The organism is Pseudomonas sp. NFPP24 (assembly GCF_900112095.1).
GTDB classification, from domain to species: Bacteria; Pseudomonadota; Gammaproteobacteria; order Pseudomonadales; family Pseudomonadaceae; genus Aquipseudomonas; species Aquipseudomonas extremorientalis.
Genome location: NZ_FOKD01000001.1, coordinates 45,568 through 67,909 on the forward strand (window position 1 = coordinate 45,568; position 22,342 = coordinate 67,909).

At 61.0% G+C, this 22,342-nt stretch carries 20 protein-coding genes and 1 pseudogene; 6 read left to right on the forward strand and 15 right to left on the reverse strand.

The window, feature by feature from the left end:
- The first annotated feature begins 34 nt into the window (after positions 1 to 34).
- Positions 35 to 754, forward strand: a complete 720-nt coding sequence (locus tag BM026_RS00225) for a PA5502 family lipoprotein (protein ID WP_093527070.1) — start codon at positions 35 to 37, stop codon at positions 752 to 754.
- Between the two features lie 101 nt (positions 755 to 855).
- On the opposite strand, the gene katE is transcribed toward BM026_RS00225, so the two are convergent.
- Entirely contained in the window at positions 856 to 2,985 is a 2,130-nt protein-coding gene (gene katE, locus BM026_RS00230) for a catalase HPII (protein WP_071490942.1), read from the reverse strand.
- Positions 2,986 to 3,250: 265 nt separating this feature from the next.
- Between katE and BM026_RS00235 the strand changes: the two genes are divergently transcribed.
- From BM026_RS00235 to BM026_RS00245, 3 genes are read left to right on the forward strand one after another with little or no spacing between them, the layout of a single operon-like run.
- Positions 3,251 to 4,258, forward strand: coding sequence for a methionine ABC transporter ATP-binding protein (locus tag BM026_RS00235; RefSeq protein ID WP_093514274.1), 1,008 nt, complete (start codon positions 3,251 to 3,253; stop codon positions 4,256 to 4,258).
- Positions 4,258 to 4,932, forward strand: coding sequence for a methionine ABC transporter permease (locus BM026_RS00240; protein WP_010207814.1), 675 nt, complete (start codon positions 4,258 to 4,260; stop codon positions 4,930 to 4,932). Before BM026_RS00235 ends, BM026_RS00240 begins: the two co-directional genes overlap by 1 nt.
- A gap of 51 nt (positions 4,933 to 4,983) precedes the next feature.
- The gene (locus tag BM026_RS00245; RefSeq protein WP_093514273.1) at positions 4,984 to 5,754 is read left to right on the forward strand and encodes a MetQ/NlpA family ABC transporter substrate-binding protein; all 771 of its coding nucleotides are present in this window, start codon (positions 4,984 to 4,986) and stop codon (positions 5,752 to 5,754) included.
- Between the two features lie 144 nt (positions 5,755 to 5,898).
- Here the strand turns inward: BM026_RS00245 and BM026_RS00250 are convergent, their stop codons facing one another.
- From BM026_RS00250 to BM026_RS00270, 5 genes are read right to left on the reverse strand one after another with little or no spacing between them, the layout of a single operon-like run.
- Complete coding sequence (locus BM026_RS00250; protein WP_071490939.1) at positions 5,899 to 6,534, reverse strand: SCO family protein; 636 nt, start codon at positions 6,532 to 6,534, stop codon at positions 5,899 to 5,901.
- Positions 6,531 to 7,430, reverse strand: coding sequence for a heme o synthase (gene cyoE / locus BM026_RS00255; protein WP_071490938.1), 900 nt, complete (start codon positions 7,428 to 7,430; stop codon positions 6,531 to 6,533). Before cyoE ends, BM026_RS00250 begins: the two co-directional genes overlap by 4 nt.
- On the reverse strand, positions 7,418 to 8,497 hold the full coding sequence (locus tag BM026_RS00260) for a COX15/CtaA family protein (RefSeq protein WP_092241437.1): 1,080 nt from the start codon (positions 8,495 to 8,497) through the stop codon (positions 7,418 to 7,420). Before BM026_RS00260 ends, cyoE begins: the two co-directional genes overlap by 13 nt.
- A gap of 10 nt (positions 8,498 to 8,507) precedes the next feature.
- Complete coding sequence (locus tag BM026_RS00265) at positions 8,508 to 9,092, reverse strand: hypothetical protein (protein ID WP_092241439.1); 585 nt, start codon at positions 9,090 to 9,092, stop codon at positions 8,508 to 8,510.
- Complete coding sequence (locus BM026_RS00270) at positions 9,058 to 9,822, reverse strand: SURF1 family protein (RefSeq protein ID WP_093527072.1); 765 nt, start codon at positions 9,820 to 9,822, stop codon at positions 9,058 to 9,060. The genes BM026_RS00265 and BM026_RS00270 overlap by 35 nt, the downstream gene beginning before the upstream one ends.
- A 28-nt stretch (positions 9,823 to 9,850) precedes the next feature.
- Here BM026_RS00270 and BM026_RS00275 point away from each other — a divergent pair, with 28 nt between their 5' ends.
- Positions 9,851 to 10,054, forward strand: a complete 204-nt coding sequence (locus BM026_RS00275) for a twin transmembrane helix small protein (protein WP_058424417.1) — start codon at positions 9,851 to 9,853, stop codon at positions 10,052 to 10,054.
- Positions 10,055 to 10,060: 6 nt separating this feature from the next.
- Here the strand turns inward: BM026_RS00275 and BM026_RS00280 are convergent, their stop codons facing one another.
- From BM026_RS00280 to coxB, 4 genes are all read right to left on the reverse strand, one after another.
- Positions 10,061 to 10,948, reverse strand: coding sequence for a cytochrome c oxidase subunit 3 (locus tag BM026_RS00280; RefSeq protein WP_071490935.1), 888 nt, complete (start codon positions 10,946 to 10,948; stop codon positions 10,061 to 10,063).
- Between the two features lie 35 nt (positions 10,949 to 10,983).
- Positions 10,984 to 11,535 carry a cytochrome c oxidase assembly protein gene (locus BM026_RS00285; RefSeq protein ID WP_071490934.1) on the reverse strand — a complete coding sequence of 184 codons (552 nt, stop codon included), beginning with the start codon at positions 11,533 to 11,535 and terminating at the stop codon, positions 10,984 to 10,986.
- A 144-nt stretch (positions 11,536 to 11,679) separates the two neighbouring features.
- The gene (gene ctaD, locus BM026_RS00290; protein WP_016978771.1) at positions 11,680 to 13,266 is read right to left on the reverse strand and encodes a cytochrome c oxidase subunit I; all 1,587 of its coding nucleotides are present in this window, start codon (positions 13,264 to 13,266) and stop codon (positions 11,680 to 11,682) included.
- A 58-nt stretch (positions 13,267 to 13,324) separates the two neighbouring features.
- On the reverse strand, positions 13,325 to 14,452 hold the full coding sequence (gene coxB / locus BM026_RS00295) for a cytochrome c oxidase subunit II (protein WP_093120150.1): 1,128 nt from the start codon (positions 14,450 to 14,452) through the stop codon (positions 13,325 to 13,327).
- A gap of 367 nt (positions 14,453 to 14,819) precedes the next feature.
- On the opposite strand from coxB, the gene BM026_RS00300 reads away from it, so the two are divergent.
- The gene (locus BM026_RS00300; protein ID WP_058424413.1) at positions 14,820 to 15,467 is read left to right on the forward strand and encodes a hypothetical protein; all 648 of its coding nucleotides are present in this window, start codon (positions 14,820 to 14,822) and stop codon (positions 15,465 to 15,467) included.
- 52 nt (positions 15,468 to 15,519) lie between these two features.
- On the opposite strand, the gene BM026_RS00305 is transcribed toward BM026_RS00300, so the two are convergent.
- The 5 genes and pseudogenes from BM026_RS00305 to BM026_RS00325 all read right to left on the reverse strand — a co-directional run bounded on the left by BM026_RS00305 (position 15,520) and on the right by BM026_RS00325 (position 22,341).
- Positions 15,520 to 17,061, reverse strand: a complete 1,542-nt coding sequence (locus tag BM026_RS00305; protein WP_093527073.1) for a SulP family inorganic anion transporter — start codon at positions 17,059 to 17,061, stop codon at positions 15,520 to 15,522.
- An 85-nt stretch (positions 17,062 to 17,146) separates the two neighbouring features.
- A complete protein-coding gene (locus BM026_RS00310; RefSeq protein WP_071490929.1) occupies positions 17,147 to 17,878 on the reverse strand; it encodes a carbonic anhydrase in 732 nt (243 codons plus the stop codon).
- Positions 17,879 to 18,105: 227 nt separating this feature from the next.
- On the reverse strand, positions 18,106 to 19,164 hold the full coding sequence (locus BM026_RS00315) for a PA0069 family radical SAM protein (RefSeq protein WP_093527075.1): 1,059 nt from the start codon (positions 19,162 to 19,164) through the stop codon (positions 18,106 to 18,108).
- 70 nt (positions 19,165 to 19,234) lie between these two features.
- Positions 19,235 to 20,544: pseudogene (locus BM026_RS00320) on the reverse strand (c-type cytochrome).
- Positions 20,545 to 20,556: 12 nt separating this feature from the next.
- Positions 20,557 to 22,341, reverse strand: a complete 1,785-nt coding sequence (locus BM026_RS00325; protein WP_092241449.1) for a GMC family oxidoreductase — start codon at positions 22,339 to 22,341, stop codon at positions 20,557 to 20,559.
- Between the last annotated feature and the right edge of the window lies 1 nt (position 22,342).

A 22,342-nucleotide genomic window follows, 5' to 3' on the forward strand; every position in this document is an offset into this window, starting at 1 on the left:
TGCTCGCTTTTTGCGCAAATAGAGAGTCGCAGGAATGAAGCCGTTCACCTCCCGTTATCTGCTCCTTGCCGCATTTTCCCTGCTGCTGGGCGCCTGTCAAAGCACACCGCCCGCCGCCCCCGAGGCCCCGGACGCACGCGCTGCGGCCATCGCACAGCTGGAACAAAACCTGGCCAGCAGCGAACTGGCCACCGCAGAAGACCAGCTAGCGGCGCTGCAAGCCCAGTCGCCCAACGACCCGGCGCTGGAAACCTACCAGCGGCAGTTGGCTGAAGCCTACTTGCAACGCAGCCAGATCGTGCTGCAAAAGGGCGACGTAAACGCTGCGGCGACCGCCCTGAGCCGTGCCCGCGCCCTGATGCCCAAGGCACCCGCGCTGACCGGTGGCGTCAACAGCGCCATCAGCCATGCGCGCAAGGCCGAACTGGACAAAGCCGAAGCCGACCTGAAAGCCGCCGAGGCCAAGCCCGCCGCCAAGGTCATCGACCCCACGGCGCCCAGCACCACCGTGGCGTTGAACCTCACCAACATCGAAGAACTGCGCCATCAGCTGGATGCAATTGCCACCGACGTGGTGAATTACCAATGCGATGTGAGCATCCAGGCGCCGCGCACAGAGGATTACCCGTGGCTGGCCACGTTGCTGACCAAACGGGTGAAGCGAATTGATTCGGGGTATGACCTGAAGATTCACCGGCAGATTCTGAAGAAGATTCCGGCGCAGGTTGTGCTTATTCCGCGCAAGGCGGAATAAAACCATCGGCGGCAAGCCCCTCCCGCACTTTGAATGTATTCACAGCTCAAAATGTGGGAGGGGGCTTGCCCCCGATGACGATCTAACAAACAACCAAAGACTTAAGCCGGAATCGCCTTGGCCTTAGGCTCACGATCCCAGACCCGGTGCTGGGCAATCGCGGCAAAGAATGCCTTGAACGCCTTGGCATCCGACCCGACGATCAGTCCCGCATCCGCCTCAAGCTTCAACAGATCCAGCAATGACTTAGCGTCGTTGGCGACGGTAATCGCCTTCAAGTGCTTGTACGCTTCCAACAGGAAGTGCAACGCCACGCCATCACCACTCAAGGCTTTAACAGAGTCTTTCCCGCCAGGGACAAATACCGCATCGAACGCAATCGACGGCATACCTTCCATGGAGGCATCCACCTTCAGGCTTTTACCATCAGCCGTTTTTACCGGTGCCGAGGTTGGCCCCAGCAGCTTGGCATGTGCGCCCTCGGCTTCCAGTGCCTTCTTCAACGCATCAATTGCAGCACCATCAACGCCGTTCGCGGCAAGAATCGCCACTTTTCGCGTTTTGATATCACCCGGCAGCAGGTTTGCCTGGCTCAATGCCGGCGAACGTTCCGGCTGGGTTTTACGGACAGGCACCGTGCCTTGGGTCGGCGCGGGCAGCCCCAGGTTCTGCGCCACGCGCTTGGCCAGTTCCAGGTCGATGTTGGCCAGGATCTCGTTGACCTGACGCGCGCGGATAAACTCGCGCTCGACCTTGCCCAGCTCAAAGCTGTAAGCCGCAATGATGTGCTCCTGTTCGTGCTTGCTCATGCTGTGGAAGAACAGACGCGCCTGGGAGAAGTGATCGCCGAACGACTCGCTGCGCTCACGGATCTTGTGCGCGTCGATGCGCTCAGGGTAGGACTCAAAACCACCATCCTGCGCAGCCGGTGGCGTTTCCTTCGGCCAGCCGCCATCGATGGAGTTCGGCTCATAAGAGGCTCGCCCTTTATCGATGGTGCTGCGGTGCATGGCATCGCGCTGGTTGTTATGCAGCGGCGTGACCGGCTGGTTGATCGGCAACTGATGAAAGTTCGGCCCGCCGAGTCGACTGATCTGCGTGTCAGTGTAGGAAAACAGCCGACCTTGCAGCAGTGGATCGTTGGAGAAGTCGATACCCGGCACGATATGGCCTGGGCAGAACGCGACCTGCTCGACTTCAGCGAAGAAGTTGTCCGGGTTGCGGTTGAGCACCATCTTGCCCAGCGGCGTGATCGGCACCAGCTCCTCAGGGATCAGCTTGGTCGGGTCGAGGATATCGAAGTCGAACGCATGCTCCTTGTCCTCGGGAATCACCTGCACGCCCAATTCCCACTCAGGGTAGTCGCCCATCTCAATGGCTTCCCAAAGGTCGCGGCGGTGGTAGTCGGTATCTTTACCGGCCAGCTTTTGCGCTTCGTCCCACACCAGCGAGCAAGTACCCGCCGTAGGACGCCAGTGGAATTTGACGAAGTTGGATTTCCCCTCGGCGTTCACCAGGCGGAAGGTGTGCACGCCAAAACCCTGCATGCTGCGCAGGCTCTTTGGAATGGCACGGTCAGACATCGCCCAGATCACCATGTGCGCCGATTCAGGCTGCAACGAGACGAAGTCCCAGAAGGTATCGTGCGCCGACCCGCCTGTAGGAATTTCATTGTGCGGCTCGGGCTTCACGGCGTGTACGAAGTCAGGAAACTTGATCGCGTCCTGAATGAAAAACACCGGCATGTTGTTGCCCACCAGGTCGAAGTTGCCTTCTTCGGTGAAAAACTTCACGGCAAAACCGCGCACATCACGCACCGTGTCACCCGAACCACGCGGGCCCTGCACAGTGGAAAAGCGGGTGAAGACCGGCGTTTTATGCCCAGGGTCACGCAGGAAACCAGCCTTGGTCAGCGCCGAATGGTTCTCGTAGGTCTGGAAATAGCCATGGGCACCGGTGCCACGGGCATGCACGATGCGCTCCGGGATACGCTCATGGTCAAAGTGCGTGATTTTTTCACGCATGATGAAATCTTCCAGCAGCGATGGGCCACGGGAGCCCACTTTCAGGGTGTTCTGGTTGTCGGAAATCTTGACGCCCTGATTGGTACGCAGGGCCTGACCGGTCGCATCGGAGCGGAAGGCCTCCAGGGCCTGCAGCTTGGCGTTGGTGTTACCACGATCCAGGGTGTCGGTGCCCGCTAGCTCGCTCTTTGGCTTTTTGCTACTCATCAGTCAAAACTCCTTATTCAAAGTGGCCAGAGCGGTCCCCGGCTCGTTTGAGCAAAACCCCAGGCACGGCACCTGGGAAATCGAGTTGCTTAAGTAGTGACTGACGCGGTTTTGTACCGTTCCTTTTTTATGACCTTTGATCGCGTTATTGCCAAATCGCTGGTTGAATACGAAATAAATGCTAAGAAACGCTATACAGACAGGCTAAAATGCGCGCCCGGCTAACCGCTGATCCCTTTTCCATGCGCCCCACAAGGTTCGCTACGTGATCGAGTTTCAAAACGTCCATAAAACCTACCGCGTCGCCGGTAGGGATATTCCCGCGCTGCACGCCACCAGTCTGAGTGTCGAAAACGGCCAGGTGTTCGGCCTCATCGGCCACTCCGGCGCGGGCAAAAGCACCCTGCTGCGCCTGATCAACCGCCTCGAAGAACCGAGCGGCGGCACCATCAGGGTAGATGGCGAAGAAGTCACCGCCCTGGACGCCAACGGCCTGCGCCGTTTCCGCCAGCAGGTCGGGATGATCTTCCAGCACTTCAACCTGCTGGCGTCCAAGACCGTCGCCGACAACGTCGCACTGCCACTGACCCTGGCCGGCGAATTGTCGCGCAAGGACATCGACCTGCGCGTCGCAGAACTGCTCGCCCGCGTCGGCCTGTCGGACCACGCCAAAAAGTACCCGGCGCAGTTGTCCGGCGGCCAGAAACAACGCGTCGGCATCGCCCGCGCCCTGGCGACCAAGCCGAAGATCCTGCTGTGCGACGAAGCCACCAGCGCCCTCGACCCGCAGACCACCGCCTCGGTGCTGCAACTGTTGGCCGAGATCAACCGCGAGCTGAAGCTGACCATCGTGCTGATCACCCATGAAATGGACGTGATCCGCCGTGTCTGCGACCAGGTGGCCGTAATGGACGCCGGCGTGATCGTCGAGCAAGGCTCGGTGGCCGATGTATTCCTGCACCCCAAGCACCCAACCACCAAGCGTTTCGTGCAAGAGTCCGAGCAGGTCGACGAAAACGAGCAACGCGATGACTTCGCTCACGTACCCGGCCGCATCGTGCGCCTGACGTTCCAGGGCGAAGCGACCTACGCGCCGCTGCTGGGCACCGTCGCACGCGAAACGGGCGTGGACTACAGCATCCTCGCCGGTCGTATCGACCGCATCAAAGACATCCCTTACGGGCAATTGACCCTCGCCGTCACCGGTGGCGACATGGACGCCGCATTTGCGCGCTTCACCGCTGCTGACGTCCACATGGAGATCCTGCGCTAATGGACGTCCTGTTGAGTTTCTTCGCCAATATCGACTGGTCCGAAATCTGGCTCGCCACCGGCGACACCATGACCATGCTGTTCGGCTCACTGTTCTTCACCGTAGTGCTGGGCCTGCCCCTGGGCGTGCTGCTGTTCCTCACCAGCCCGCGCCAACTGTTCGAACAGAAGGGCCTGTACGCGCTGCTGTCGCTGATCGTGAACATCCTGCGTTCGCTGCCGTTCATCATCCTGCTGATCGTGATGATCCCGTTCACCGTATTGATCACCGGCACTTCGCTGGGTGTGGCTGGTGCGATTCCGCCGTTGGTGGTGGGCGCGACGCCGTTCTTCGCACGCCTGGTGGAAACCGCGCTGCGTGAAGTGGACCGCGGCATTATCGAAGCCACGCAATCGATGGGCGCCAGCACGCGCCAGATCATCACCAACGCCTTGCTGCCCGAAGCGCGCCCAGGCATTTTCGCGGCGATTACGGTGACCGCGATTACACTGGTGTCCTACACGGCCATGGCCGGTGTGGTGGGTGCCGGCGGCCTGGGTGACCTGGCGATCCGTTTCGGTTACCAGCGTTTCCAGACTGACGTGATGGTGGTCACGGTGGTGATGCTGTTGATCCTGGTGCAAATTCTGCAAACCGTCGGCGACAAGCTGGTGGTGCACTTTTCTCGAAAATAACGGCCATTGCCGGGGATAAGCCGGCACATGCCCGAACAAGGAGCTTGTTGGATGAAGAAACTACTGGTTGCGTTCGCCGCCGTTGCCGCGTTTTCCGCCCACGCCGAGACCATCACGGTCGCGGCTTCGCCGGTCCCACACGCGGAAATCCTCGAATTCGTGAAACCTGCCCTCGCCAAAGAAGGCGTGGACCTGCAGATCAAAGTCTTCACCGACTACGTGCAGCCGAACGTACAAGTCGCGGAAAAGCGCCTGGACGCCAACTTCTTCCAACACCAGCCGTACCTGGATGAATTCAACAAAGCCAAGGGCACCCACCTGGTGAGCGTCGGCGCGGTGCACCTAGAACCCCTGGGCGCCTACTCCAGCAAGTACAAGAAGCTGGACGAACTGCCAAGCGGCGCCAATGTGGTGATCCCCAACGACGCCACCAACGGCGGCCGGGCCCTGTTGCTGCTGGCCAAGAACGGCCTGATCACCCTGAAGGACCCGACCAACATCCTGTCGACCATCAAGGACATCACCGCCAACCCGAAAGGCTTGAAATTCCGCGAACTGGAAGCCGCCACCCTGCCGCGCGTACTGACCCAGGTCGACCTGGCGCTGATCAACACCAACTACGCGCTGGAAGCCAAGCTGGACCCGTCCAAGGATGCGCTGGTGATCGAAGGCAGCGACTCGCCTTATGTGAACATCCTGGTGACCCGCGAAGACAACAAGGACTCGGACGCCGTGAAGAAGCTGGTTGCAGCCCTGCACACGCCTGAAGTGAAGCAATTCATCGAAGAGAAGTACAAAGGCGCGATCAAGCCGGCGTTCTGATCTGATTCGATCTCCAACACGCTGAAGATCAAAAAATGTGGGAGGGGCTTGCCCCCGATTGCTGAGTGTCAGTCACTGCATCTGGTGGCAGACCCACTGCTATCGGGGGGCAAGCCCCCTCCCACATTTGTTATGTGTCGCCTGTTACTGACGCTTCAACAACCCCGGCAACTGCGCCACCAGCTTCTGGTTGTTCAACGGCGCACGGATGAACCCGCGCTGAGTCCCATCCGGCCCGATCAATGCCAGGTTGCCGCTGTGGTCGACGGTGTAGTTGGGCTTGCTGGTATCCGCCGGAATGAACGGAATGCTCACCGCATTCGAGACCTTCTGCACCTCCTCCACATTCGCGCCCGTCAGGCCCTGGAACTGCGGGTCGAAGTAGCCCAGGTACTGTTTGAGCTGGGTCGACGTATCGCGGTTCGGGTCCACACTGACCAAAATCACCTGCAACTTATCCACAGCCTCTTTAGGCAGCTCGCTCTTGATCTGGCGCAGCTGGGCGAGGGTAGTCGGGCAAATGTCCGGGCAGAAGGTGTAGCCGAAGAACAATAGGCTCCACTTGCCTTTCAATTCGTTGACCAGCACCGGCTGGCCGTCCTGGTTGGTCATGGTCACCGGCGGCAACTGACGGCTTTGCGGCAACAGGATGATACCTGCGTCGATCAGCGCGGTAGGGTCGCCCTGGCCCTTGCCCGAGAGCACTTTGTTAACGGTCAGGCCCATGATCAGTGCCACCAGGGCCACCAGGATGAAGACAGTCTTTTGAGTTCGAGTCATAGGTTCAACAGTAAGTAGTGGTCTACGAGCAGGGCGATAAACAGCAGCAGCAAGTACCAGATAGAGTACTTGAAGGTGTTGATCGCCGCGTGCGGCCGACCGCCACGGTACAACACCCAGGCCCATTGCAGAAAGCGCCCGCCCAATACCAGGGCGCAGCCGAGGTACAGCAGGCCGCTCATGTGGATCACATAGGGCATCAGGCTCACCGCCAGCAGGGCAAAGGTGTAGAGCAGGATATGCACCTTGGTGTAGTGCTCGCCGTGGGTCACCGGCAGCATCGGGATATCGGCCTTGGCGTATTCTTCCTTGCGATGGATGGCCAAGGCCCAGAAGTGTGGCGGGGTCCAGGCGAAGATGATCAACACAAGCAGCAGAGGCTCGGCGCTGACATGCCCGGTGACGGCGACCCAACCCAGCAAGGGCGGCGCTGCACCGGCCAAGCCGCCGATAACAATATTCTGTGGCGTCGCACGCTTGAGAAAACCGGTGTAGATCACCGCATAACCGAGCAGCGAGGCCAGCGTCAGCCAGGCTGCGAGCGGATTGGTGAATGCCAGCAGCAGGGCCAACCCGGCAACAGCCAGAAACAAAGCAAAGGCCAACGCCGCCAGCGGTGACACCCGGCCCTCCGCCAACGGCCGCTTGTGAGTGCGCGCCATTACCGCGTCGATGCGTCGGTCCACCACATGGTTGACCGCCGCCGCGCCGCCTGCACACAGGGCAATCCCCAGGTTGCCAAACACCAGCACGGTCCACGGCACACCAGCGCGAGTCGCCAGGAACATCCCCACCAGCGAGGTGATGAGCATCAGCACCACCACCTTGGGCTTGGTCAGCTCCAGATAATCACGCCAGATGGCCTGGCCGTGACGTGCGCCGATCAAGGTCGCCATGGCATCTCTCCTTTAAGGGTAACGAGGCCCGATACGTGTTTGCGTGGAATAAAGCGCCAGCCGAACGGCAACTGGTTGCGCACCCGGACCAGGCTGGTGCGCGCGTGATAGTTGACCAGTACCAGCGTCAGTAACAACGCCGCACCGCCCGCGTTATGCCCTACCGCAACCGGCAGCGGCAGGTGGAAATACACATTGCTCAGGCCCAGGCAGATTTGCGCCGCCAGGGCGATCAACAGCAAGCCGGCCAACCGCGTCATTCCGACTGCGCGCAACTGCCAGGCCAGGCCCAGCAGCACCAGGCTGACGATGACGGCGCCGATGCGGTGGGTCAGGTGGATGGCGGTGCGCGCCTCGCTGTCCAACTGCCCACCGAGGTAATTGGGGCCGATGTGTTGAGTCAGGTGGAAGCCGTTGGCAAAGTCCGCTGCCGGCCACCACTGCCCATGGCACGTTGGCAAATCGATACAGGCCACCGCCGCGTAGTTGGAACTGACCCAACCGCCCAGGGCAATCTGGCCGATCACCAGCACCAGGCCTGCCGTCGCCCAATATTGCAGGCGCTTGGGCACGATCAGCGCGGGCAATACGCCGGACAAACGCAGGGTCAGCAGGAACAGCAGGCTCAAGGTCGCAAAGCCACCCAACAGATGCCCCGTCACCACCTGCGGCCACAGCTTCAATGTCACCGTCCACATGCCAAATGCCGCCTGGGCGAACACCACCGCCAGTACAAACAGCGGCAGCTTCACTGGCTGGCCCGGATCGCGCCGATGGCTCCACGAGCGCGCCGCCAGCAACACAATCAGCAAGCCCAGGGTGCCAGCGAAGTAGCGATGGGTCATCTCGGCCCAGCCCTTGTCCGCCTCCACCGGCGTATCGGGGAAGTGCAGCTCGGCGTGGGCCAGTTGGGCTTCGGTGTTGGGCACGCCGATGAAGCCATAGCAGCCGGGCCAGTCCGGGCAGCCCAGACCCGCATGGGTCAGGCGGGTATAAGCGCCGAGCAGCACAACGATCAGCGCCAGCAAGGTGGCAAACAACGCGAGGCGAAATCCAGGTTTGGCCATGACGGTGCCCCTATCCGATGTTCGACAGTTTCAGCAGGTGGCGCAGGTCGTTGAGCAAGTCCTTGCCCTTGACCTTGGTGTCATAGCGCAGCACCAGGTTGCCGTGGGGGTCGACGATCCACAGCTGAGCATCCCCCGGTGCAGCGGCGTTTTTACTGAAGGTCGACAGGTCCAGCGGGTAGCGTTGCAGTTGCGGGTACTCGGCCTTGAGCTTGGCGTCATAGTCGCTGTCCAGCGGCTGCGCACTGGCCAAGGCATGGCTGGCGCGGGAGGCATCGCGCCCCAGGCCAATCTGCAATTGACGCGCGAGGTAGACCAGTTGCTGGCAATCGGCGGCGCAGGCGGCGGGCGCGGTGACCAGCAGTTGCCAGCGCTGCTCATCGGCCGGCACGCCAATGTCGGCGCGGGTCTGGCCGTTGCCGATCATCTCGCCGTGGTAGCTGCGGCTTTGCGGCACCCAGAACTGCAGCTTGTACATGAAAGTGGCCAGCGCCATCGGGCCGATCACCATCATCAGGATCAGAATCAGTTGCCAACGGCCTTTGCGCCGATCAGGCACCTCAGACATGTTGGGTGGATTCATGGCCGCTCCCATGGGGCTTCTCCTTTTTGTTGTGCCATCCGAGGTAGAGGTAAAGCGCCAGCAACGCCAGCGACATGGCGAACCACTGCACGGCATACGCCAGGTGTTTTTCCGGCCCCATGGCCACGATGGGCCAGTTGGTTTCGTAAGTGCCGGGGCCGGGCTCGGCACGTAGCTCATAGGCGAAACCGCTGCGGCCCAATTGCGCCCACAACGCGGCAGGGTGCAGCGCCGTCAGCAGGCGTGGCCATTGCGCGCTGACGGGGTCGGCGTGCAATTGGAAGGTTTCGCCAGGGGCGACGTAGACCCAGGCATCCAGATTCAAGAGCTGCTCCGGGGTACTGAAAACCGGTGGCGTGCGCCGGTCCGGCCAGGGTAGCCAGCCGCGATTCAGCAACAGCCACAGGCCGCTGGCCTGATCGTGGAAGGGTTGCAGCAGCTCTACGCCGGCCTTGCCGTCGCGCATGCGGTTATCGAGAAACACGCTGTGCCCGGCATCCAACTGCCCGCGCAAGCGCACGCGGCGAAAGGCCGGGTCGGCCATGTTATTGAGTTGCGCACTGCTGATCGGCTCCGCTGCGCGCCGCTCGGCATAACTGTCCACCAGCAGCTGCTTTTCATGGCCGCGCGACAGTTGCCAGAACCCCAACCCCACCATCAGGGGCAGCAGTACCAGCACCACTAAGGTGGGTGCGATCCCAGGACGAAAGCGTTTTGCGGCGCTGGCTATACTTGTTTTCATTGCCCGCCCATCCCCGTGGAGCCCGACCATGCTCAAAGCTGCTATTGCCCTGATGCTGATCGCGACCGTCGTGAGCCTGTTCAGTGGCTTGTTCTTCCTGGTCAAGGACGAGGGCAACTCCAACCGCCTCGTCAACGCCCTGACCGTGCGTGTCGTACTGGCCGTGATCACCCTGGCCTTGATCACCTGGGGCTTTTTCAGCGGCCAACTGGTTTCTCATGCGCCGTGGTAAGCCGCCTCACAGCACGTAAACGAAGAAAAACAGCCCGATCCACACCACGTCCACAAAGTGCCAGTACCAACTGGCCGCCTCGAAGCCGAACTGGTGCTCGGCATTGAAATGCCCCTTGAGGATGCGCATCAGCATCACGAACAGAATGAGGGTGCCGATGGTCACGTGGGCGCCGTGGAAGCCGGTGAGCATAAAGAACGTCGCGCCATACACGCCGGAGCCCAGCGTCAGGCCCAGCTCTTTATAGGCGTGGATGTACTCCTCGGCCTGGAACCCCAGGAACGCCAGCCCCAACAGCACCGTGATCGCCAACCAGATCTTCAACGCACCGCGATGACCTTTGCGCAGGGCATGGTGGGCGATGGTAATGGTCACGCTGGAGCTCACCAGCAGGATGGTATTGACCAGCGGCAGACCCCACGGGCTGATGGTGCCTTCAGGCGCGGGATACATTTTGGGGTCAGGGTTGTTGAGCAACGGCCAGGCAAACTCGAAGTTCGGCCACAGCATGTGCGCAATGCCCTTGTGACCCTCACCGCCCAACCACGGGCCGGACATGTGCCGCACATAAAACAGCGCACCGAAGAACGCGATAAAGAACATCACTTCGGAAAAGATGAACCAGGTCATGCCCCAACGGAACGAACGGTCCATCTGCGAACTGTACAAACCGGCGCGGCTTTCCTTGATGACCGCACCGAACCAACCGAACAGCATGTAAGCCAGCAGCAGCCCACCGACAAAAAAGATCCACGGGCCGTGGGATTCCGGGCGTGCCGCCTTGAGGTCGTTGAACCACACAGCCAGTCCATACACGGTGACCAGCATGCCAATCGTGGCAATTATCGGCCATTTGCTTTGCGCTGGTACGTAGTACGTATCATGAGTCGACATGTATTCGCTCTCCTGATTGAGGGGGCAAACAGTAGCTAGCCGCCGGTATGCACAGCCACCGGCGGTTGGCGCGCAGTGATATCGAACAGCGTGTACGCCAGAGTCAGATGCTTCACATCCTTGGGCATGTCGCGGTCGACGATGAAGCGCACCGGCATCTCGATCCGCTGGCCCGGCTGCAGCACTTGCTGGGTGAAGCAAAAGCATTCGGTCTTGTGGAAATACATCGCCGCTTCGGCCGGGGAAATGCTTGGTACGGCCTGGGCAGTCATCGGCTTGTCAGTCGGGTTGTGAGCCACGAACAGCATCTCGGTCACCGCGCCCGGGTTGACCACCACTTCGTCCGCCTTGGCATAGAAATCCCAGACCATATCGATGGCATTGGTAGACAGGAACTGCACGCGCACCTGGCGCGTCGGGTCGACAACCTGCTCGCCCTCATACTGCCCTGCGGTCTTGCCGTTGATGCCGAACGCCTTGCACATCACGTCGTAGATCGGCACCAGCGCAAAGCCGAAGGCGAACATCGCCACCACCAGGATCAGCAGCCGTGTGACCAGGCGCTTGATCGGCAAGTATTCAGCCATGACGCCCACCCAATGTGAATGAGGCCATTGTGGGAGGGGGCTTGCCCCCGATAGCTGTTTTGCAGCCAATCATGATGTCGGCTGACACACCGCCGGGGGCAAGCCCTCTCCCACATTGGCCGTGTAAGCAGTGCCAAGGCGTGTTCATTTGACCTCCGGCGGCGTGGTGAAGGTGTGGTATGGCGCCGGCGAAGGGATGCTCCACTCCAGGCCTTCAGCGCCATCCCAGGGCTTGGCCGGCGCCGGCGGGCCGCCACGGATGCACTTGATCACGATAAACAGGAAGAAGATCTGCGTGGCGCCGAACATGAACGCGCCGATCGACGAGACCATGTTGAAGTCAGCGAACTGCAGGTTGTAGTCCGGCACCCGGCGCGGCATGCCCGCCAGCCCGACAAAATGCATTGGGAAAAACGCCATGTTCATGCCAACGAAAGACAGCCAGAAGTGCAGCTTGCCGAGGGTTTCGTCGTACATGTGGCCGGTCCATTTCGGCAGCCAGTAGTAGGCCGAGGCGAAGATGCCGAAGATCGCGCCGGGCACCAGTACGTAATGGAAATGCGCCACCACGAAATAGGTGTCGTGGTACTGGAAGTCCGCCGGGGCAATCGCCAGCATCAGCCCGGAGAAACCGCCAATGGTGAACAGGATCACGAAGGCCACGGCGAACAGCATCGGCGTTTCGAAGGTCAGCGAGCCCTGCCACATGGTGCTGACCCAGTTGAACACCTTCACCCCGGTGGGCACGGCAATCAGCAGGGTGGCGTACATGAAGAACAACTCGCCCACCAACGGGATGCCCACCACGAACATGTGGTGCGCCCACACGATGAACGACAGGAATGCAATGCTCGCCGTGGCGTAGACCATCGAGGTGTAGCCGAACAACGGCTTGCGCGAAAAGGTCGGGATGATCGAGCTGACGGCGCCGAAGGCCGGCAGGATCATGATGTACACCTCGGGGTGGCCGAAAAACCAGAACACGTGCTGGAACAGCACCGGGTCACCGCCGCCGGCCGCGCTGAAGAAGCTGGTACCGAAGTGGATGTCCATCAGCATCATGGTCACACACCCGGCCAGCACCGGCATGACCGCGATCAGCAGGAACGCGGTGATCAGCCAGGTCCAGACGAACAGCGGCATTTTCATCAAGGTCATGCCCGGGGCACGCAGGTTGAGGATGGTGGCGACCACGTTGATCGCGCCCATGATCGAGCTGATACCCATCAGGTGGATGGCGAAGATAAAGAACGTCACGCTTTCCGGCGCGTAGGTGGTGGAGAGCGGCGCGTAGAAGGTCCAGCCAAAGTTCGGCCCGCCGCCTGGCGTGAACAGCGTCGAGACCAGCAGCAGGAAGGCCGCCGGCAACAGCCAGAAACTGAAGTTGTTCATGCGCGGCAGGGCCATGTCGGGCGCGCCAATCATCAACGGGATCATCCAGTTGGCCAGGCCGACAAACGCCGGCATCACCGCGCCGAACACCATGATCAGACCGTGCATGGTGGTCATCTGGTTGAAGAACGCCGGCTGCACGATCTGCAGGCCGGGCTGGAACAGCTCGGCCCGGATCACCATGGCGAACGAGCCGCCGAGCAAGAACATGGCAAAGGCGAACCACAGGTACATGGTGCCGATGTCTTTGTGGTTGGTGGTCAGCACCCAGCGCATCAGGCCCTTGGCGGGGCCGTGGGCATGGTCGGCGTGACCATGGTCGTCGATCACAGCGCTCATGGTCGTTCTCCTGCAAGCGAGTGGGCGGGGCGGGTCGCGGTCAATGCCATGAGAGAGGTCATTTGCTTTCCGCCTGCTTGATGGCCAGCACGTCTTTAGGCGTGACCATGTCGCCTTTGTTGTTACCCCAGGCATTACGCTCGTAGGTCACCACGGCGGCGATATCCACTTCCGAGAGCTGCTTGCCGAACGCCGCCATCGCGGTGCCGGGCTTGCCGTGGTACACGAGGCTCAGGTGATCGGCGGCGGGACCGGTGGCGATCTTGGAACCCTTGAGCGCCGGGAACATCGGCGGCAGGCCCTGGCCTTCGGCCTGGTGACAGGCCACGCAGGTGGTGTGGTAGACCTTGTCGCCACGGGCCACCAGCTCTTCCAGGGTCCACTCTTTGGAGGTCAGCTCCTTGAGCTTGGCGGCCTCTGCCTTGCGCTCGCCGAGCCAGGTGTCGTAGTCGGCCCTGGACTTGACCTCGACCACGATGGGCATGAAGCCGTGGTCCTTGCCGCACAGCTCGGCGCACTGGCCACGGTAGATGCCGGGCTTCTCGACACGGGTCCAGGCCTCGTTGACGAAGCCGGGAATCGCGTCGCGCTTGACCGCAAACGCCGGCACCCACCAGGAGTGGATCACATCGGCGGCGGTCACCAGGAAGCGCACCTTGGCCCCCACCGGCAACACCAGCGGCTGGTCGACTTCCAGCAGGTAGTGTTCGCCCTTGGTCGCCTGGTTGTGGATCTGTTCGGCGGGCGTGGCCAGGTTGCTGAAGAACTCCACATCCTGGCCCAGGTATTTGTAATGCCATTTCCACTGGTAGCCGGTGACCTGGATATCGATATCCGACTCACTGCTGTCGTAGATATTGATCAGGGTCTTGGTGGCCGGAATGGCCATCGCGATCAGGATCAGCAAGGGCACGACGGTCCAGAGGATCTCCACGGTAGTGCTCTCGTGGAACTTGGCCGCGACCTGGCCCGTAGACCGGCGATGAACGATCATCGACCAGAACATCGCGCCAAACACGATGATGCCGATCACCACACAGATCCAGAATATGGTCATGTGCAGGTCGAACACAGCGTGACTGACTTCTGTCGCCCCTGGCGCCATATTCGTTGTCCAGGCGGCATGTGCCTGGCCGAATACCGACCACAACAGGAGGCCCATCCAAACATGTGGATGTCGCATCATTGCGGGTTCCCCTTATCGTTCTTGTTATCCCGCCGGTTTGCACCTGCGTCGAAGGGAGCGGCTTCCATACTGCTTACAACCGCCTGGCCTTGCCTGCTTATGCAGTCTGGCGTCATCAGCTAATCGCGTACAAATCCGAGTATAGACAGGCTCTGCAACCCCGCAATGTGTAGGGGCAAATGAGTAGAAATGACTGGCTGGAGTCAATAGAACCGGGCACGGAATCGTTTATCCGACGAACGATGGCAATTCGATATAACGCGGGCGCATAACCATGAAATAATTATGACAAATGCGTCTGAGGCGCTCGTATAAACGAGCTACCTTATCTTCTCCCTTTTCCTACGCCTGCATCACTGGAGCTTTCATGAACACCGCCGCATTGCGCGAGCAGATTTCCCGTGCCCATCAACACGAAGCCAGCACTGGCCAGCTTGCCCTGCAACTGGAAAAACAATTGCCGCACCTGCATTCGGCCATCTCCCTGGCTGACGGTGATCGCAACATTGTCATGACCCGCTTTGTCACCGCCTACATCGACTTGGTCCCGGACTTGCTGGACGCCGCCAACGACGTGGCCCGCGAGGCCGGTATCGAAAGCCAGATCAAACCGGTACTGAAAATCGCCGAGCACTTCTTCCTGCAACCGCCTGCCATCCTGGCCGGCCATGAAGGTCTCGATGGCCTGCTGGATGAGGCCTACCTGGCTCATCGCCTGGTCGAAGAGGTCAACGATCTGTATATCAAGCACTTCGGCCAGCCGTTGATTCCGGCCGATACCACGGTGGCCAATGTCATTGCCCATCAGCTGATCGGCGAAACCTTCGCCAACCAGCTGGATGAAGCGGTACACCACGCAGTGGATGAAATGCTCAACGAAGAAAGCTTTGCGCTGGAGTCCGTGGAGGCTTATCGCGAACAGCTCAAGAGCCCCGACACGGAAGCCGCGTGGAAGCGTTGGCCATGCCTGTCGCGACAGCTGGGGGTTGAGTTGGCGCTGGATCAGCCGGCCTGATCCCGCCTTGTAGGAGCTGGCTTGCCGGCTCCTACAGGCGTTGTTTTGCTGTTCAAGCTGGCGCGGAGCCTATCCCCGTCGTCGTCCTCACCCGGCCTTCCAGCCGACGCTTCAACCCGCGCGCCTCGATCACCAACGTCGAGCCCTTGGCCGCATTGGCCCGCCCCCATTCCTCCAGCAATTCCAGGCAGGAATGGTCGATGTAACTCAGGTTGCTCAGCGGAACATGCACGGTCGTCCCGGCAGGCACCGTCGACAAGACTTGAGTCAACGCGGGCACTTTCAGAAAGGTCGCCGCACCGGTCAGGCGCAGTTCCATCTCACCGTCCTGAGGCAGGTCGATCAGGCTGACCTTCAACCGCGAAGCCTTGAACGCCAGCTTGACCAACGTCAGCCCGAAGCCCACCAATACGCCGGTCAGCAGGTCGGTAAAGATGATCGCCAGCGCCGTGGCCGCGTAGGTAAACATCGGCATCCGCCCATAGCGTCCCAGTGCCTTGAAGGCCTTGATGTCCACCAGCTTGATACCGGTGTACACCAGCACACCCGCCAGGCTCGCCACCGGGATGCTTTGCAGCACACTCGACAGCAACAGCACGAACGCCAGCAGCCACAGGCCATGGAACATCGCCGACAAGCGCGTGGTTGCACCGGCCTGCACGTTGGCCGAGCTGCGCACGATCACGCCGGTCATCGGCAAGGCGCCGACCAGGCCGCAGAGCATGTTGCCCACCCCTTGAGCAGACAACTCCTTGTCGAAATCCGAACGCTGACCGCTGTGCATGCGGTCGACCGCCGCCGCAGACAGCAGCGTTTCAGCGCTCGCGATAAACGCCACGGCAAATGCGGCGATCAACAGTTGGGGATCGGCAAGGTTCAACAGGTCGCTGGGGCGTAGCCAGTCGATGGCATCGGCGAGGTTTTCCGGGACTTCGACACGCTTGACCTGCAACGCCAGCACCAGGCTGACAGCCGTGGCCAGGCCCACGCCCAGCAAAGCACCGGGCACAAAGCGCAGTTGCTGCGGGCGCAATTTGTCCCAGGCGTACATCACCAGCATCGTCGACAAACCGAGCAACCCGGCCTGCCAGCCCAGGCCGCCGCCCAGGGTCGGGATTGCGTCGGCCAGTGCCGCCGGGAAGCCTGCCAGATTGTCGAGCCCCGAAGGCTTGGGCGCGCCGTCGAGCATCACGTGGATCTGCGACAGTACAATCAGCACGCCAATCCCCGCCAACATGCCGTACACCACCGCCGGTGCCGTGACGCGAAACCAGCAGCCCAGGCGCAAACGCCCGGCAACCAGTTGCAGGAATCCCGCCAGCAGCAGGATTGGCCCGAGCATCAGCATGCCGTGCTGGCGCACCAACTCGAACACCAGCACCGCCAGGCCCGCCGCCGGGCCACTGACTTGCAACGGCGAGCCCGCCAACCAGCCCACCACCAGGCCTCCGATAATCCCGGTAATCAGGCCTTTGGCCGGCGGCATGCCAGAGGCGATCGCAATCCCCATGCACAAGGGCAGGGCGACCAGAAACACAACCACGGAAGCGAGCAGCTCCCTTGGCAATACAGCTTTCAATTGAGCAGCACGCATGATGACTCTCCCGAGGCATTCGCCGGGCGCGGTAAAGCCTGGCTGCGTCCATGGCAGCCACCGCTTTACCCGGCAGGGAAGTGTGTTAGAAGCGCGCTTTAGGCGTCGCGCAAGGGATCGGTCCGTCGCCGCTCAACGGTCGGAACGTCGACTGGTCGGCATCGTAGGCGCGGATTTCACTGGTCTCGATGTTGTAGATCCAACCGTGGATAAACAAATGACCATTGGCCATGCGCGAAGCCACGGAGGGGTGGGTGCGCAAATGTTGCAGTTGGGCGATGACGTTTTCTTCGGTGAGCACTTTCATGCTCTCGCCTTCATTGGCGCAGTCGCAGTTGTCATGGACCATGGTCTTGGCAACCTCAGCATGCCGCAGCCAGGCCTTGACCGTCGGCATCTTCTCCAGGCTGTCAGGGTTGAGCACCGCGCGCATGGCGCCACAATCGGAGTGCCCGCAGACGATAATGTGCTGCACGCCAAGGGCGAGTACCGCGTACTCGATGGCCGTGGAAACACCGCCGTTCATCTGGCCGTAAGGCGGTACGACGTTGCCGACGTTACGGGTCACGAACAGATCGCCAGGAGAGCTCTGGGTGATCAGCTCAGGCACGATGCGCGAGTCGGCGCAGGTAATGAACATCGCCCGTGGACTCTGGGCCGTGGCGAGTTTCTTGAAGAGTTCTTCCTGCTGGGGGAAGACGTCGTGATGGAAATGCAAAAAGCCGTCAACGATATGCTTCAGCGCTGCATCGGCGGTTTCAGCCACCTGAGGGGCAGAAGCCGACGCAGCCAACGGCTGTTTATCCTTGTCACTCATGGTTCATCCTCTTGATTAATGCAGGGGAGTTTTCAAGTCAGTTGGACGCTTGGCCAGTGGATTAGTTGTAAAACGCCAGGGGCCACAGTGCCGACTCATCAGTCACTCGCTGAACAAGGTAACCGCCGAAACTTAACTCAAACTGAATGAACCGCTCTAGATCGCGGGTTTCAGTGATGTCAAAACGCGACCACTCCTACAGGAACGGTGCGTTCTGCCCTGTCAGTCTACAACAATGCCATCTGCCTGCCCGGAGGACAGAACGCCGTGCAATCCAGGTCAAACCCTTCCCGCCGGTTGAGCCCCAGCCGCTTGATGGCTTTGCTGAAGCGCTGCGCCAGCAAGTCGGCAAACGGCCCTTCGCCACGCATGCGTACGCCGAAGCGGCTGTCATACACCTCGCCGCCACGCACCTGGCGCACCAGGCTCTTCACATGGGCCGCACGCTGCGGGTAATGCGCCGCCAGCCACTCCTCGAACAACGGCGCCACCTCCAGCGGCAGGCGCAGCATCATGTACGCCGCACTTTGCGCGCCCGCAGCGTGAGCTTCGGTCAGCAGGCTTTCCAGCTCACTGTCATTGATCATCGGAATCATCGGCGAGCACAGCACGCCCACCGGGATCCCCGCCTCACGCATCACCCGGATCGCGCGCAGGCGCGCCTTGGGCGCCGCCGTGCGTGGCTCCAGGATCCGCTTGAGTTCGTCGTCCAGGCTGGTGAGGCTGATCATCACGGCGACCAGCCGCTGGCGCGCCAACTCGGTGAGCAGGTCCAGATCGCGCAATATCAGCGAGCCCTTGGTGATGATGGTCACCGGATGGCGATAGCGCAGCAGCACTTGCAGAGTTTGCCGGGTGATCTTGTACTCGCGCTCGATCGGTTGGTACGGGTCGGTGTTGGACCCAAGGTTGATCGGCGCGCACACGTAACCCGGTTTCGACAACTGCTGTTCCAGCACATCGGCAGCGTTGGTCTTGGCGATCAGTCTGGTTTCGAAATCCAGCCCCGGCGACATGTCCCAATAGGCATGGCTCGGCCGCGCGTAGCAGTAGATACAGCCGTGCTCACAGCCACGGTAGGGGTTGATCGAACGATCGAACGGCAAGTCCGGCGAGTTGTTGCGGGTGATGATGGTCTTGGCCGTTTCGATGCGCACTTCAGTGCCCTGGGTCGGCGGCACTTCCTGGAACCAGCCGTCATCCTCGACCACGCTGACAGTCGGTGCGAAGCGGTTGTGCAGGTTGGTGGCCGTGCCCCGGCCACGGGGCGGCAACGGAGTAGACATGAAAACGCCTCGATACTGTTTTTATATACAGTATCGAGGCGCAGGGCTTCTGACCAGTGCCGTTTGGCGGTCAGCCAGGGATCAGTGCCGTTGCGTGACCTGGCCCAGGTCATCGCCCGAGGTGGTGCGCATATCGTTCTTGCGCAGGTCCGCCACTTCGTTGGCTTTCACCGGCGCACCTTTATTGCCCCAACTGCCCCGAATGAAACTGACCACATCCGCCACTTCCTGATCCGACAGACGCCAGGCGAACGCCGGCATGGTGAAGGTCGAGGGCGCCGCGTGGGTAGCCGGCAAGGTGCCGCCATTCAACACGATGTTGATCAACGACGTGGCATCCGCCGTCTGCACTACCGGGTTACCCGCCAGCGCCGGGAACACCCGCGTGTAGCCATGCCCGTCGGTACGGTGGCAGGCCGCGCAGTTGTCGATATATACCGACGCGCCCGGCTTGCGGTCATCGCCTTTCCACAGCGCCTCGGCCACCTGCTTGTCGTACTGATGCGGTTGGTCCTTGGGGTCCACCGCCGGCAAGCTCTTGAGGTAACGGGCGATAGCCGTCAGGTCATCCTCCGACATGTACTGCATGCTGTGGACGACAACGTCGCTCATGCCACCAAACACCGCGCTGCGATCACTGCGGCCGGTCTTGAGGAATTGCACCAGCTGCTCCTCACTCCAACTGCCGAGGCCGTCCTTGTGGTCACCGCGCAGGCTTTTGGCGATCCAGCCCTCCAGCGGCGCACTGCCGGACAGGAAGGCGTTGCCGTCAGAGGCACTCAGGGCTTTTTCCTGCATGGTCAGGGCCCGTGGCGTGTGACATGCGCCGCAATGGCCAAGGCCTTCCACCAGGTAGGCGCCACGGCTGACCACCGGGTCGGCGGCGGCTTGCGCCTGATGCGCTTCGACAGCCGGCGCAAACATCCAACGCCACGCCGCCAGCGGCCAGCGCATGCTCAAGGGCCACGGAATATCGCTGTCCTTGTTCTGCTGAGCGACCGGCTCGACACCCTTCATGAAATACGCATACAACGCCTGCATATCGCTGTCGCTGACACGCGCATAAGACGGGTAGGGCATCGCCGGGTAAAGCGTACTACCGCTCTTGGCGACGCCATGGCGCACGGCCTTGTCGAAGTCTTCGAAGCTGTAGTCGCCCAGGCCGGTCTTGTCCGGGGTGATGTTGGTGGAATAGATCACGCCTATCGGCGTTTCCATCGGCAGGCCGCCGGCGAAGGGCTTGCCGCCTTTGGCGGTGTGGCAGGCCACGCAATCACCGGCGCGGGCCAGGTATTCACCCTGCTTGATCAAATCGGTTTCAGCCGCACTGACAGAGCAACTGCTGAACAGGGCGAAGGTGGCGATAACAAGTGCTTTCATGGTCGTCGCTCCTTATGCCTGAACCAGTGGGCCGGGATTTTTCAGGTATTGCTCGCGAATGGCCCGCGCCGACCAGTAGGTCAGCGCCGCCACCAGGCCGGTAGGGTTGTAGCCCAGGCCTTGTGGGAAAGCGGACGCACCTGGGACAAACACGTTGTGCACATCCCAGCACTGCAGGTAGCGGTTCAACGCGCTGGTTTTCGGGTCGGTGCCCATGATCGCGCCGCCATTGAGGTGGGTGGTCTGGTAGGACGCCGTATTGAAATGCTCACCGACCTTTTTGCCGAGCAGGGCAATCGCCTTGGGGTTCATCGCCTCGGCGACCTTGCTCATTTTCTCGACCATGAAGCGGTTCATCTTGATGTCGTTTTCCTGCCAGTCGAACGTCATCCGCAGCAGCGGCAGGCCGTAGGCATCGCGATAAACAGGGTCCAGATCCAGGTAGTTGCCCCGGTAGGATTGATGGGCACCGTGGGCATCCATCGACACCTGGTGGGTGTAGTAATCGGCGGTGGCGCGTTTCCACGCGCTGCCCCAGGCCGGTGTGCCTGGCGGGTTGGACGTACCGGCAATCGGCCGGCTGCCGGCCTGGTTGACCCACATCGGCGAGCCGCCCACGAAGCCATGGGGGCCGTGGTCGAAGTTGTCGGCGTTGAAGTCATCGATGGCCACGCCATTGCCGCCTGCACCGATGAAGTTGTTGGTATGAGTGTCTTTGTCGAAGAAAGCCTTGATGGTGGCCATGTTCTGGTAGGCGAAGTTCCTGCCCACCACGCCCTCATTGGTTATCGGGTCGTAGGGCTTGCCGATGCCCGACAACAGCATCAAACGCACGTTGTGGAACTGGAAGGCGCCGAGAATCACCAGATCTGCCGGCTGTTCGCATTCCCGGCCCTGGGCGTCGATGTAGGTCACGCCGGTGGCCTTGCTCTTGGTGCTGTCGAGGTTGACCTTGAGTACGTGGGAATTGGGCCGCAGCTCAAAGTTCGGTACTTGGCGCAACGCCGGCAGGATGTTCACGTTCGGCGAGGCCTTGGAATACATGTAGCAGACATAGCCGCTGCAGAAACCGCAGAAGTTGCACGGCCCCATCTGCGCACCGTAGGGGTTGGTATAGGGCCCCGAGGTATTGGCGGACGGCAGGTTGTAGGGTTTGTAACCCACCTCGGCAGCCGCTTTCTGAAACAGCTGTGCGGAGACCGTATTCTTCTGCGCTTCCAACGGGAACGGATTGGAACGGTCCGGTGCATACGGGTTGCCGCCACGGCCTTCGCCTACCAGCTGACCTTTTACGGTCCAGGCCTGGCCGGAGGTGCCGAAGACTTTTTCCGCGTAGTCGAAAAACGGCTCCAGCTCTTCATAGCTCACGCCGAAGTCCTGGATGGTCATGTCCTTGGGGATGAAGTTTTTGCCGTAGCGTTCCTCATAGTGGCTGCGCATGCGCAGCTCGATCGGGTCGACACGGAAATGCACCCCCGACCAATGCAGGCCCGCGCCGCCCACACCGTTGCCCGGCAGGAACGCGCCCAACTGACGGTTGGGCAGGGCGACGTCATTCACGCTATGGCGAATGGTCACGGTCTCTTTGGAAATGTCCTGGAAGAGTTTTTTACGCACGCTGTAGGTCAGTTCGTCGATGACCTGGGGATAGTTGCCGTCCGGGTAAGTGTCCTGCATCGGGCCACGCTCCAGCGCAACCACGTTGAGGCCTGCTTCCGTCAGCTCCTTGGCCATGATCGCGCCGGTCCAGCCGAAGCCTACGATCACTGCATCCACTTTCTTCATGATGGTCGCCACG

Coding starts and splice junctions, on each gene's coding strand:
- ctaD (WP_016978771.1), bottom strand. CDS start 13,266: ATGAGCGCTGTGATCGACGACCATGGTCACGCCGACCATGCCCACGGC.
- BM026_RS00280 (WP_071490935.1), bottom strand. CDS start 10,948: ATGTCGACTCATGATACGTACTACGTACCAGCGCAAAGCAAATGGCCG.
- BM026_RS00270 (WP_093527072.1), bottom strand. CDS start 9,822: ATGAAAACAAGTATAGCCAGCGCCGCAAAACGCTTTCGTCCTGGGATC.
- BM026_RS00245 (WP_093514273.1), top strand. CDS start 4,984: ATGAAGAAACTACTGGTTGCGTTCGCCGCCGTTGCCGCGTTTTCCGCC.
- BM026_RS00315 (WP_093527075.1), bottom strand. CDS start 19,164: ATGTCTACTCCGTTGCCGCCCCGTGGCCGGGGCACGGCCACCAACCTG.
- BM026_RS00275 (WP_058424417.1), top strand. CDS start 9,851: ATGCTCAAAGCTGCTATTGCCCTGATGCTGATCGCGACCGTCGTGAGC.
- BM026_RS00240 (WP_010207814.1), top strand. CDS start 4,258: ATGGACGTCCTGTTGAGTTTCTTCGCCAATATCGACTGGTCCGAAATC.
- cyoE (WP_071490938.1), bottom strand. CDS start 7,430: ATGGCGACCTTGATCGGCGCACGTCACGGCCAGGCCATCTGGCGTGAT.
- coxB (WP_093120150.1), bottom strand. CDS start 14,452: ATGATGCGACATCCACATGTTTGGATGGGCCTCCTGTTGTGGTCGGTA.
- katE (WP_071490942.1), bottom strand. CDS start 2,985: ATGAGTAGCAAAAAGCCAAAGAGCGAGCTAGCGGGCACCGACACCCTG.
- BM026_RS00225 (WP_093527070.1), top strand. CDS start 35: ATGAAGCCGTTCACCTCCCGTTATCTGCTCCTTGCCGCATTTTCCCTG.
- BM026_RS00260 (WP_092241437.1), bottom strand. CDS start 8,497: ATGGCCAAACCTGGATTTCGCCTCGCGTTGTTTGCCACCTTGCTGGCG.
- BM026_RS00265 (WP_092241439.1), bottom strand. CDS start 9,092: ATGGGAGCGGCCATGAATCCACCCAACATGTCTGAGGTGCCTGATCGG.
- BM026_RS00250 (WP_071490939.1), bottom strand. CDS start 6,534: ATGACTCGAACTCAAAAGACTGTCTTCATCCTGGTGGCCCTGGTGGCA.
- BM026_RS00310 (WP_071490929.1), bottom strand. CDS start 17,878: ATGAGTGACAAGGATAAACAGCCGTTGGCTGCGTCGGCTTCTGCCCCT.
- BM026_RS00285 (WP_071490934.1), bottom strand. CDS start 11,535: ATGGCTGAATACTTGCCGATCAAGCGCCTGGTCACACGGCTGCTGATC.
- BM026_RS00305 (WP_093527073.1), bottom strand. CDS start 17,061: ATGCGTGCTGCTCAATTGAAAGCTGTATTGCCAAGGGAGCTGCTCGCT.
- BM026_RS00300 (WP_058424413.1), top strand. CDS start 14,820: ATGAACACCGCCGCATTGCGCGAGCAGATTTCCCGTGCCCATCAACAC.